Origin of the sequence: Gracilibacillus suaedae (assembly GCF_017599345.1) — a bacterium.
In the GTDB taxonomy this organism is placed as follows: Bacteria; Bacillota; Bacilli; order Bacillales; family Amphibacillaceae; genus Gracilibacillus; species Gracilibacillus suaedae.
In genome coordinates this window covers 1-12,645 of record NZ_JAGFVL010000042.1, presented here as the reverse complement: position 1 = coordinate 12,645, position 12,645 = coordinate 1, and the positions used below count along the sequence as shown (strand labels likewise).

Sequence of the window (12,645 nt, the reverse complement as noted above, 5' to 3'; positions counted from 1 at the left end):
ATGATGAAAAGGTTATAAATCTTATACTAGTTTATCACGGTGCTAATCGTCTGTAAGACCACCACTGATCATAGGCTCACTTTATTGTTTAAGATTTTTAACTTTCTCCCAATAATGGACAATCGTCTTCATTCCTTTATCGAAATGGGCAACTGGAAAGCTTTCATTTGGTGAATGCAAGCGGTCATCCGGTGTTCCGAATCCCAGCAATACTACAGGAATTTGGTAAATTGAGTCAATCCATTCTACAACAGGGATAGAGCCTCCCATTCTAACATATACTGCTTCTTTTTCAAAGGTTTCTGCAAAGCTCTCCGCTGCTTTCGTAATTAACGGATGGTCAGGATCCACTTTATATGCTTTTGCCGATAAAGGTTCACGTTTAATCGTTAACTCCACACCTTTTGGCACATGTTGCTCCAAATGCCTTACTAATAAATCCTGGATTTCTTCCGGATCCTGTCCTGGTACTAAACGACACGTTAGTTTAGCAGTAGCAGTTGACGGGATAATCGTTTTTGTTCCCTCTCCCTGATAACCACTATACAAACCATTGATTTCTAAGGTTGGTCTTGCCATCGTGTGTTCTTTAGCTGTATAGCCTTTTTCCGAAACGGTTTCTTTTACTCCAGTAGACTCTTCGTAATCCTCACTTGGGGCATCCTTAATTAAAGTACGTTCCTCATCGGATAAAGGTTCAACTTGATCATAAAAATGAGCAACTTGGACGACTTCTTCTTCATTTTTCATTGTAGCTAACAATTGTGCCATTGCCATTGCAGGATTTTTTACTGCACCACCGTACAGACCTGAATGCAGATCATTGTCAGGTCCTTTTATGGTGAATTCCAACCCAGTGAAACCTTTTAATCCATAAAGAATCGTAGGCTGATCCTTAGCAACCATACCTGAGTCAGAAATGACCGCAAAATCAGCTTGAAATTTTTCTTTTTGTTCATGAAGAATGTCATAGAGATTGGCACTGCCGATCTCTTCTTCTCCCTCTACACAAACTTTAACATTGATTGGTAATGAGCCTGTTGATTGTAGAAATGCTTTCAAGACTACAAGGTGCATAAAAACTTGCCCTTTGTCATCACTGGCACCACGAGCATAGATCCTTCCATCTCTAACTTCAGGCTCAAAAGGTTCACTTTCCCACTGATCGAGCGGGTCTGGTGGCTGTACATCATAATGTCCATAAAATAAAACAGTTGGTGCGTCCTCTCCGGCGCCAATCCATTCAGCATATACAAGTGGATGTCCTTTTGTTTCTTGAACTTCAACGGTTTCAAAACCTGCGTTCGTTAAATAATCGGCTACAAACTCAGCTGCTTTTTTGACATCTTCTTTATGAGTGGAATCTGTACTGACACTTGGTATATGTAAAAAGTTATGAAGCTCTTCTAAATGTTGATCCTTATATTTCTCAAGGTATTTAATTACTTCTTTCATCGTGATCACATTCCTTTCCCTTCTACCTTTCCATAGTTTAACATGGAATGGGGAAATCATTCATTAAAAAAGTTTCATGTAAAAAAGAAAGCTTTTCTCAAAAAGCAGATGGAAATTGTTGCTAAAAATAGATATTTAATTTATCATTGTGTTTGTTCACCTAATATTTTACTTAAATTTAAAAGAAAGGAAGATTTAATTGAAGAAATGGATGATGTTTTGTCTTGCATTACTTATCGGTATTACACTTGTTGCTTGTAATTCTGATGACGTAGACAGTAACGGAGATAATAGGGAAGCTGATAGTGATAGCACAGAAACAACTGAAAATAATGATGAGGAAACAGATACCGAGGACTTAAACGAAGCTACAATGGAAACTGATAACGATACAGCTTCTTCTGAATTAGATATTGATCCCGATGGTGAAAACAATGTAACGCTACAACTTGAACAAGAGGGCATGGTCTCTAAAATCGCTTATAAAGCTGAAGGGGACCGAGTTATCAAACAAACAGGAGATACGATTATTCCTTATAATCTATTAGAAATATCTGATAAAGAGGAAGCGGAAGCTATGTTCGAACAAACTGTGGCTCAGTATCAAGATATCGAAGGTTTATCACATAGCATTGATTATCAAGATGATCAAATAGTAGAGACAACAAAAGTAGACTTCGAAACAGCCGACCCAGATGAAATTGCGGGATTAACAGGGGTAATGATGGAAGATGGAGCTAGCGATTTTATTAGCCTGCAAAGATCGGTGCAAATGCTACAAGAACAAGGATATGAAATTATTACAGAATAAACAGTCCGATACATACTGCGATTGAGCGGACATTTAGTACGTTATTTGACTAAAAATCACCTGTTTTTCGATGTTAGCGGACATTGAATCCCTTATTTGGTTCATTTCGGCTTCCATTAGCACTATTTTCGATGAATAGCGGAATAGATGTCCGCGACCACCCTAAAAACGGCATTTTTGTCACAAATAGCGGAACAAATGTCCGCGCTCAGCCTAGATTGACTTGGAGTCCACGTTATTTCGCAATAAAAAACACTTACCTCCTGAAACAAGTGATAAGTGTTTTTTATTGTTAGTTTAAACCTTTTGCTAAGTCTTCTATTAAATCATCGACATCCTCAATTCCAATGGAAAGGCGAATTAATCCATCGGTAATGCCTAATTCTTCACGACGATTTTTTGGAATTGATGCGTGTGTCATGCGTGCTGGAATCGAAATTAAACTTTCGACTGCTCCAAGGCTTTCCGCTAACGTGAAATAATCTACTTTGCTCAGTACTTGATCCGCTTTTTCGCCACTGCCGACATCGAATGCGATCATACCACCAAATCCTTCAGCCTGTTGTTCAGCAACATTATGTCCTGCATGTGATGTTAAGCCTGGGTAATATACCTTCTCAACATTGGGATGTTGATCAAGATATGTGGCAATTTTGTTTGCATTTTTCTCGATTGCTTCCATTCGCAATCCCAATGTCTTGATACCACGCATTAATAACCATGAATCCTGTGGACCTAAGACAGCACCAACAGAATTTTGAATAAAGTGAATTTCTTCTGCAAGTTGTTCGTCATTTACGGCAACAAGTCCTGCAACAACATCACTATGTCCACCGATATATTTCGTTGCGCTGTGTAAGACAATATCTGCACCGAAGTCTAATGGATTTTGCAAATAAGGTGTCGCGAATGTATTATCAACCACTAATAAAAGGTGATGCTTATCAGCGATTTCTTTCATTTTTTTCAAGTCGGTTACTTTCAACAATGGGTTAGTTGGTGTTTCAATATATAGCATTTTCGTATTTGGTTGAATCGCTGCTTCTACCGCCTCAATATCACTCGTATCAACAAAAGTGTGTCCTAATTCAATACGATTCAACACTTTTGTTGTTAAACGATAGGTTCCACCATATACATCATCTGTTAATACGACATGGTCACCAGCTTTGAGTAACATCATTACAGTTGTAATTGCAGCCATTCCTGAAGCAAAAGCAAAGCCTGCATTACCATTCTCTAGTTCCGCGGTAACTGTTTCTAATGCATATCGTGTCGGGTTACCTGTTCTGGAATATTCGTAACCAGTGTGTTTGCCTGCTTCTGGTTGTCTGTACGTACTTACTTGATAAATCGGTACAGATACAGCACCAGTTCTATCATCACCTGTGATACCGCCATGTACCATTTTTGTTTTACGTTTCATAACTATTCCTCCTATGAATCACACGTATAATGTGAGATTTTCCCTCAAAGGGAAGGTTGTTCCCCACTTATATTATCGAAACTTATCCTTCACATTTCTTCTTTGAAAGACTTGAAGGATTACGAACGCTTACCACCGTGATAAATACCTTTACTTAAATATCGCTCACTACTATCTGGAAAAATGGTAACAATGTTGCTGCCAGGTTCAGCCTTTTTTGCTTCTCGTAAGGCGGCAACCATTGCTGCTCCTGATGAGCTTCCAACTAGCAAGCCTTCTTTTTCTGCCAGTTGCTTTACCATATCAAACGCATCATCATCATCGATCGTATGGATTGCATCGAATAATGTATGATCCATATAGTTTGGTAAAAATTCCATACCAATTCCTTCCGTTCGATGTGCTCCTGCTTCACTTCCAGCAATAATCGATCCTTCAGGTTCCACAATTACTGTTTTTGTTTCTGGATTTTTATCTTTGAAATAACGAGCAGATCCCATAAAGGTACCGCCTGTTCCTGCACCTGCAACAAAAATTGATACCTTACCATTTAAATCTTCATCAATTTCTGGTGCTATTGTCTTGTAATAAGTTTCTGGATTTGCTCGATTTTCAAATTGCTGCGCGGCATAACTGTTCGGGATTTCTGAAAGCAGCTGTTTTGTTTTCTCAATTGCTCCACCCATCCCTTCATCTCTAGGAGTGTGGACAATTTCTGCTCCTAAAGCTTGCATTAATACTTGCTTTTCCTGACTAAAGTGTTCAGGAACAACAAAAATAACGTGAAATCCTCTATTAACAGCAGCTAAAGCAATTCCAATCCCTGTATTACCAGCGGTTGGTTCGATAATCGTTCCTCCTGGCAGCAACTCACCAGATTCCAGTGCTGTTTCGATCAGGTTGATTCCTAAACGATCTTTGATACTGCCGCCAGGATTAAAGAATTCTAATTTCGCAAAAAGTCGTACACCGTCTGGGAGTTTGAAATTCGATAACTCCATTAACGGTGTACCTCCGATCAATTGTTGTATATTTTTATAAAGTGCCAATCCTTATCCCTCTTTTACTCAGCAAACACAATGTGCCATTCGTCTTTTCCGGCTAACATATTCTTAGCGATGTCTTTTGCACCTTCTAAGCTGTGGTTAGCTGCCCAGCCACATTGGACTTCATTACATGCTGGTACTTCTGTCGCTTCTACTACATCCTCCAAGGTTTTCTCTAACGCTTCTACTACATCCTTAAAACTGTCATTGTTTAGAATAGCTAGATAAAAACCAGTTTGGCAACCCATTGGACTGATGTCTAACACATTGTCAATATGGTTGCGAATGTTTTCTGCCATTAAGTGTTCAATCGAATGCAATCCTGCCATATCCATATGGTCCTTATTCGGCTGACAGAAGCGAATATCATATTTGTAAACTTTATCCCCATTTTGTCCTGTAGTAACCCCTACAAGCCGTACATACGGTGCTTTTACTTTCGTATGATCTAAATTAAAGCTTTCAACATTCATTTTTTTAGTCATCTTCCAATCACTCCTCTTCAAATTTTCCCGCTACAAATAACCAAACAAATTTATTTCGTTGTTTCGCTTCAAAATGAAAACCATTTTGTTCAAAAAGCTGGCGAATATCCTCTAATTGAGGATAGTATTCTCGGTTTAAATCCTCCAGTAAATCATAATAGTCTTTCTCATTTGCTTCTTGTTTAATTTGCTGTTCTGCCTGTTCATTTTCATAAACCGTATCAGCAAAAACTATGCGTCCACCATCCGCTAACAAGGAATAAAAATTAGCAACCGCCTGGTTCTTCTCAGCTGTCGTTAAATGATGGAAAGCATACGTACTAATAATCGTATTCACTGGTTTATCTGGTAATGGAAAGTTAAGAAAATCACCTTCATACAAATCTAATTGAGGTAATTTTTCTTTCGCTAATTCCCTCATCGGAGCTGATGGTTCAATACCAATCACCTGTAATCCTTTTGCTAACACTTTTTCTGTTAAATTGCCAGTACCGACACCGAACTCCATTACTGTACCTTCAGCCAACTGCGCAACTTCACTTAATATTGTATCATATCCTTCGAATACATCTCTATACTGAGGGTCATGACCCGTTACTGCATCATCATACGTAGAAGCCCACTCTTCAAACACTTCCAAAAATTCTCTCCCCATGGTAAACTCCTCCATCTATGTTAATCCATACTATTTTACTCTGTTTTATCGGAATTGATACTAATATAGCATAAATACCTTTAATATGCAAAAATACGACACGGATAAAAAATCGGCAAACCCCGCCGGTCCTTTATTAAATGCTAATTGGATTTCGATTATTCCCACAGGAGTTGAAATGGGCGGCCTTCGTTAAAATCTGCTCTACAACATATGTCAGAGCTAAAAACTTGGATCCCATAAATGCACTAAAATATAGCACCGAAATCTCTAAAAAGTTGTGATACCAATGTTTATATTTTCCTTACAAGAAAAAAAGAGCAAGTATCCGCAGATACTTGCTCATCCTTAATTATTCTTCATCATTCGGGAAAACTCTTTCGATCATATTTCCAATACGTCTGAAAAAGCCTTCTACCGGCTCGCCTCTGTCTACATCATTTGCATACTCATCTGCTAAATCAAAGAAATCTGGGTTTGTTGAAATATAGACATTGTCAATATCATTGTCAACAGATTTAACTGAATTTGTTATATCTTCTCTTGTTTCTTCTGTTAATTCGTCATTGTTTCGGTTAGGATTATCATTATTTGTTCGTTTATCCCAAGATGCCGCTACATAGGCATTATTATCTGTTGTTAATACATAAACACGGTCAACTTCCTCAACCTGAGACTGAATTTGTTCAGCAGCTTCATCTGCTACATCATAGTTAGTACCATTACGTCTAGTGTTAGTCATATTGTCGGCATCTCTGTTCGTTCTGCCATCAAACATGAATTGGTTATTGTCATTTTCTCGTGTATCTCGGTTGATATTATCTTGACCACGAGCTGGATCTGTTGTTTGGTTTCTATTATTAGCGCGATCATTCGCAGGATCATTAGATGTTTGATTATATCCTATCGGTTGTGCAGGATTACCATTATACTCTCCATTTTCCTGGCCATATTCATTTCCGCCACATGCTACAAGTGTTAATGTGGTAGCGAAAGTCAGCGCTAAAGCAGGCTTTGATAACTTCATCTGTTTCCCTCCTTTTTTATGATCATCAATAGTATGGATAGAAACAGATTGACTTATGTTAAATAATATTTGGTAACGAGACCAACAGTTCTTTAGACTTTTTCATTGTAAACCGCACACACTAATTAATGATTCCCCAACTAAAATGTATACAACAAATATGAAAAGGGGGATTATCTGTTGAATATCGACTACGACAAAGCATTATATTATACGTTATGGGGGCAATGGGATGATTTGCTTGTATTAATGGTCCGTACTAAGGATGACTTACTGTCCAAAAAAATTGAACAATTTTTACATGCTTATCACTACCCAAGCTCACAGGAATACCTGATCAATTCTCATGAACAACTAATGCAATATATTGACCATGCATTAGTCAGCCAAATGAGCCTTACTTCGCAGTAGCAAAAACGTTGAACTTAGATACACTCCTAATTGGAGCTCGTATTATTATGTAAAAAAGGCTTGTCACCAAGTTTAAACTGTGACAAGCCTTGTTTAAAAGCAGATGGAAGCTAAAAACTGTCACCTCTTATTATGATGACAGTTAAAACTTACTTGTTATGGCCTTTACCAGGATGTTTTTTTAGCGATTTATTTTTCTTATTTTTTTTATTTGATTTGTTATTATGATTAACTTTAGCTTTATTCGACCTGTTATCCTGTTTAGCTTTTGATTTTTTATCTTTATTATGATTGTCATTCTGTTTGTTCAGAGTATGTTTTTTTCCTTTTGATTTTGTTTTTGACTTTTGACTTTGACCCTTATCGTCTCTCTTTGTTTTTGCCTTTTCACTCACTTTTTGACCGATATTATCTTTCTTTTTATCATTATTCGTTGATATTTGTTCTTTAGCACGTTCACTTGCATTAGCAGGTAAAATCACAGGATCGTTTGTCTCTTTTTTCGATTGGCCTTGATTAGTTTCTTCTATGCCTTCTTCATTCTCTTCCTGTTTCGTTTCATCAATTTCGATCTCTTCTTGAGTAGCCTCTTCCTCTTGGTCTTGCTCATTATGATTATAAAAATTTTCAATTAGTTCTCTTTCCTCAGTATTTAAGGAAGATTTAGGCGTATCATTTTCAGTTGCTACTTGCTTGACATCTGATCCTTCGCTTACCTCTAACGACTGTGCTGTTAACTCGTTCATCGATACATGTTCGGCTTCTGCTTGTGTTCTAAACTCTTCTGAGACTTCATAAACGGCCACTTGATATCCAAGTTGTTGATAATAACTACCTAAATCATCTTCAAAATGATGATCCTGTTTATCGCCATCTAAATAGCTTACTGCCATTAAAACAGGACGACCAGCATCTTGTTCTGCTTTGTCCAATGTTATCATGTTAATAATTTCATCTGTTAACGATGTTATAGTACGGTTTTTAACCTCTAAATTATCCATCAATTGCTTAGCATCATCATTCATCGGTTCAACATCCAGCACATGGTAGTTTTTATCAATCGTAATATTTAAGCTTGGATTAATGTCAATACTAACTACTGCATATGCCTTCTCATCTGCTACCCATATGTACAATGGACTTATCAGCAGTAAACAGATCAACACCATAGGAACAATTTGCCATTTTATAGGTTCTCCTTTAAAAAAAAGAAAAAATGATTGCCAGATGGATTCTTTTGGTTGATACAAGGTTTCCATACCAATATCTTTTTCCTTCATTGGTATTGCTTTGTGGAACACACCATCTTTGTCCATCACGATTGTAAATCGTGATTTATGTTCCACAATTATTCCTTTTTTCACAGATCTACCCCCTTAAGGTATTCTCTTAAATATACATAATCACCTGTAAGGATAATAAAGACCGTTAATATATACTTACGATTTCTCTCCAATGTTTTTTTACTGACAGGTACAAGGTTTAATAATTTTTTAATCGGTACTCTTTTTTTACGTAGTACATATCCTTTTAAATCTGGGTCATTTATTAATTGTTTCGCAGCATACACTGCCGATTCACGCGCATCTTGGTGTTTTGGTGATATTTCAGTAAGTTCTTTAAACGAGATTTTAAACTTCTTCAAATGTTCTGATAACTCGAGAATTTCTTGCTTACGATTCCAAGACTCTTCTTCCAGTTCAAATATTTTTTTGGCTTCTGATATCTGTAACGGACTTTCTTCCAATTCATCCTCATCATTCATATTTAAAGCAGGATACATATATTGCCGCTGTTCTTTCCGAATGTAGTCAATTACTTTGCGTTTAATAATCACTTGAGCAAATGCAAGAAATGAAGAGCCTTTCTCCCTTGAATACATTTTTATTGCTTCATTAAAAGCGATCATACCGACACTAAACTCATCATTTTGTTTTTTTATATATCTTTTACATACATCGGAAACGCATTTTGCAATAAATGGTTGATATGCTTCAATTATATCATTACGTAGATGCTCATCACCTCGCTGTATCAATTCAATTTGGTCTTCTAATCTATATTCTCTATCGATTAACTGGCTTTCTATCATATTCGGCACCACCAGTCCTTTATAAATTCGTATTGTATTTATAATTTTTTGTCTGTTATCTATAAAAATTAAGTATATTTTCACCAGTTTATTTTGTCACTTTATACAGAATAAAAGAAAATTTTGTTTCTATCTACCATGATTCAATTACAATTCATTAAATTTTATTTTCAAAAAATAGACATATTTACTTATCATGATAAAATGTTCACAGAAATTTCATCATGATGGATAGTTCATTTGAACCTATTTTGAACGAAGAGAGCTAAAGTAAGGTTTTCCTAATTAAATGTTTTGCGGATAAAAATACATATACCCTTTTTTCAAGGTAATAAACAAACTCCCAGTAAAACTGAGAGTCTAGATGAGTCATTGATTGATATTCAAATATTCTATCGGCACGGCTAACCCTACTCGGCCGTGCTCCCCATTCTTTTGTGTCGCAAAAACCACCGCAACAACTTTACCTTGCTCATTCAATACCGGACTACCACTGTTCCCCCGATAAACTGGTGCATCTAACATATAGACTGGCTTCTCCCAAGAAGACAGTTGTGTCTTTCCAATTAAGTCTCCTTCATTAGCAATCCCATTGAAACGTAGTGGATTGCCAATAAATAGAACATTATCCAGCTGATCTTCACTATTTTGATCGCTTAGGTCCAAGAATGGAAGATTTTCCGCTTCTATATCCAATAGAGCAAGGTCCATTTCTGGGTAAGTTTCTATTACTTCACCTTTATACAGACCTTCTTCCTGAAAAGCGACAGTAATTCTTGGCTGGTCCTCTATTACATGATAGTTAGTAATGATATAACCATCTTCTGATATTGCAAAACCAGTTCCTTTATTGTCCTCTCCTTCAATAACAACAACTGCTTCACGATATTGTTGTACGGTTTCGTCCTGCATTAAGCGTGCAGATGTTTGAATAAACTCAATAGCTGGGATCGAAAAAGTTTGTGGAAGGATTGCAATGACTTGAATAAACATTGCAATTGCAATCAGCCAAATTCCCCATCTTGGAACAAGCGGCTTTTTTTTCTGGTCTGTTTCTTTGTTCTCTTTTTCTTTCAGCTTTTGGCGCTCCTCCTGCACCAGCTCATACATTTCTTCCGAATCAATCTCTTCATACAAATCTTCATCTATAATATCCCATTCTTTGTCATTCGAATGTTTCATATTACACCTCATCAAGAACAGTCTGTTATTTGTATTATATCATTTTAATTGGATGAAATCTTATTTTGTTTTATATCGGATATTAATATGGGGAGGTGTCATGATATCAAATGGAGTTAAGCACGGAAAGATGTATTGAAGCATCCATTAAACCGTCATAGTCAAGGCGATTGTTCTACTCCAATAATATGTTCTTGAATCAACAGGTGAACAACCATCAGTTTTCATATATTGCTTTTAATTTTAATAATGGTCGACGTATCTGTTAGTTCCATAGCCAAGTCTAAGGTGCTATAGTATGAAAACCATTAGTTTTATTTGTAATATTAGGTAAGTGCACCTTGCAAAGTAGTATTTAAAGTTATTTAGTAATTCCATTTATACCATATTTGCTGAAGATGCACTTTGTATTTTTTAAATAAATAGGAGAATTTTGACTCTTATAATATGTTGAAACGATTATTATAACCTTTCTTTTACGAAACTATACCTTCTTACTCGTTATATGTGTCAGGTAAATCATTCTCCAATAAAATAATCGCATCTTGCCGGTTTAATGCTTGTATTTGTGATATCGCATGATTTAAGTCTTTTGCGATAAACAATTGCTCTTCCGGGTAACCTTTTTCACGAAGACCATCCTGAATAGGTTTTGTCTGTTTTTCACCTACTAAAATCACATAGTCACACGCATCACTCGCATATTCACCAAATGCTTTATTATATGAATATTCCTTATCACCTAATTCTACCATACCTGGTGTCACCAATACTTTAAATCCTTCCATTGAGGAGAGTACTTCTAAAGCCATTCGGGAACCGGTCGGATTTGAATTAAAACTGTCATCAATTACTGTTAAATTACCGAAGCCTTTCTTTATTTCCATTCTGTGTTTCACTGCCTGAATCTTCTTCACACCCATTTGCAGTTTGGCGAGAGGTACTCCCATTTCCCACGCCACACTAATCGCAGCCAAAATATTATATACATTATGCTTACCTAATATCTTTGTTTCAAAATCTGCATCTAATGTTCCTGCTTTATTCGTCACTCTAAAAGTCGTTCCTTTTTTGTGAAAACGAATAGCAGAAGCTAAGTAGTCTGCTTCTTGATCATCGATTCCAAAATAAACTTTACGGCACTGATTTTTCGGGGTATAAGACATAATGTTTGGATCATCACGATTGAGGAAAGCAATGCCGTCAGCAGGCAATGTTTCAACAATCTCATATTTGGTTTTTTTAATGTTGTCTAATGATTTAAACGTTTCTAAGTGCTGTTCCCCAATTGCTGTTAGAATCGCATATTTATGCCCTACTAACTCACAGATTTCTTGAATATTGCCAGGCTCTTTCGCCCCCATTTCAGCAATAAATACATCATGATATGGCTTTAAAGAGTTCCGAATAGTGATCGTTACACCGATTTTCGTGTTAAAACTGTTCGGTGTTTTTAACGTGTTAAAGTGTGATGACAATATCGTATCTAAAATAAACTTTGTACTTGTTTTACCGAAGCTCCCTGTAATACCAATTGTTTCGGTATTTTTCGCACTGTTGATAATACGTTTTGCATCTTGGTAATAATATGCTTTAATTCTATTTTCAATCGGTTTATTCATGAGATTCGCCAATAACACTACTCCGTATGTGAGAATAGAACCTAGTACAATCACTAACCCAGCATAGCTTAACGGGTAATCATTCCAAATAAAATGTAAGCTAGTTGCTAGGAAGAAAAGATAGATAATTGCAATAGTCGTAATCAGACGTTTGACACGTGCGGTCACAGCTAATTTTTTCTTTTCTTGTTTATTTCTAGGCACAAATAGACCTAGCAATACGATCACGAATATGAGCCAATTCCACGCCAAAAATAATAATAGTAGTGCGAAAAGAAGTGCTAACCACTCATGAACCGGTACAACTTTTGACCAATGCTCTGTCATCCAGCGCCATAATCGATTGTTAAAATAACTGTTTAATTGCAGCATGTGGATTGATTGTTTCACTCGGAAGAATACATATACCATCCATAATACACTGACAATTGAA

Annotated in this window: 12 protein-coding genes; 2 read left to right on the top strand and 10 right to left on the bottom strand. The window is 36.5% G+C overall.

The genetic code is table 11. The features are described 5' to 3' along the window. Positions 1-81: 81 nt before the first annotated feature. Positions 82-1,455, bottom strand: coding sequence for a dipeptidase (locus J5J03_RS12370; RefSeq protein ID WP_208589920.1), 1,374 nt, complete (start codon positions 1,453-1,455; stop codon positions 82-84). 199 nt (positions 1,456-1,654) lie between these two features. Between J5J03_RS12370 and J5J03_RS12365 the strand changes: the two genes are divergently transcribed. Further along, positions 1,655-2,266, top strand: coding sequence for a YehR family protein (locus tag J5J03_RS12365; RefSeq protein ID WP_208589918.1), 612 nt, complete (start codon positions 1,655-1,657; stop codon positions 2,264-2,266). A gap of 292 nt (positions 2,267-2,558) precedes the next feature. On the opposite strand, the gene J5J03_RS12360 is transcribed toward J5J03_RS12365, so the two are convergent. The 5 genes from J5J03_RS12360 to J5J03_RS12340 all read right to left on the bottom strand — a co-directional run bounded on the left by J5J03_RS12360 (position 2,559) and on the right by J5J03_RS12340 (position 6,905). Then, positions 2,559-3,692, bottom strand: a complete 1,134-nt coding sequence (locus J5J03_RS12360) for a bifunctional cystathionine gamma-lyase/homocysteine desulfhydrase (protein ID WP_208589917.1) — start codon at positions 3,690-3,692, stop codon at positions 2,559-2,561. A 119-nt stretch (positions 3,693-3,811) separates the two neighbouring features. Next, positions 3,812-4,741, bottom strand: coding sequence for a PLP-dependent cysteine synthase family protein (locus J5J03_RS12355; protein ID WP_208589916.1), 930 nt, complete (start codon positions 4,739-4,741; stop codon positions 3,812-3,814). A 14-nt stretch (positions 4,742-4,755) separates the two neighbouring features. Beyond that, positions 4,756-5,223, bottom strand: coding sequence for an S-ribosylhomocysteine lyase (locus J5J03_RS12350; RefSeq protein WP_208589915.1), 468 nt, complete (start codon positions 5,221-5,223; stop codon positions 4,756-4,758). A 7-nt stretch (positions 5,224-5,230) separates the two neighbouring features. Beyond that, positions 5,231-5,878 (bottom strand): class I SAM-dependent DNA methyltransferase, encoded by a 648-nt coding sequence (locus tag J5J03_RS12345; RefSeq protein ID WP_208589914.1) that lies wholly within the window; start codon positions 5,876-5,878, stop codon positions 5,231-5,233. 352 nt (positions 5,879-6,230) lie between these two features. Beyond that, positions 6,231-6,905 (bottom strand): YhcN/YlaJ family sporulation lipoprotein, encoded by a 675-nt coding sequence (locus J5J03_RS12340; protein ID WP_208589913.1) that lies wholly within the window; start codon positions 6,903-6,905, stop codon positions 6,231-6,233. A gap of 177 nt (positions 6,906-7,082) precedes the next feature. Here J5J03_RS12340 and J5J03_RS12335 point away from each other — a divergent pair, with 177 nt between their 5' ends. Further along, a complete protein-coding gene (locus tag J5J03_RS12335; protein WP_407927833.1) occupies positions 7,083-7,316 on the top strand; it encodes a YhdB family protein in 234 nt (77 codons plus the stop codon). Between the two features lie 149 nt (positions 7,317-7,465). Here the strand turns inward: J5J03_RS12335 and J5J03_RS12330 are convergent, their stop codons facing one another. The 4 genes from J5J03_RS12330 to J5J03_RS12315 form a co-directional block, all read right to left on the bottom strand. Further along, on the bottom strand, positions 7,466-8,680 hold the full coding sequence (locus J5J03_RS12330) for an anti-sigma-I factor RsgI family protein (protein WP_208589910.1): 1,215 nt from the start codon (positions 8,678-8,680) through the stop codon (positions 7,466-7,468). Next, the gene (sigI, locus tag J5J03_RS12325; RefSeq protein ID WP_208589908.1) at positions 8,677-9,408 is read right to left on the bottom strand and encodes an RNA polymerase sigma-I factor; all 732 of its coding nucleotides are present in this window, start codon (positions 9,406-9,408) and stop codon (positions 8,677-8,679) included. The genes J5J03_RS12330 and sigI overlap by 4 nt, the downstream gene beginning before the upstream one ends. Before the next feature lie 369 nt (positions 9,409-9,777). Further along, complete coding sequence (locus J5J03_RS12320; protein WP_208589907.1) at positions 9,778-10,590, bottom strand: S1C family serine protease; 813 nt, start codon at positions 10,588-10,590, stop codon at positions 9,778-9,780. A gap of 494 nt (positions 10,591-11,084) precedes the next feature. Beyond that, positions 11,085-12,645, bottom strand: a 1,561-nt coding sequence (locus J5J03_RS12315; RefSeq protein WP_331460423.1) for a UDP-N-acetylmuramoyl-tripeptide--D-alanyl-D-alanine ligase, incomplete at its 5' end; no start/stop codon positions are given.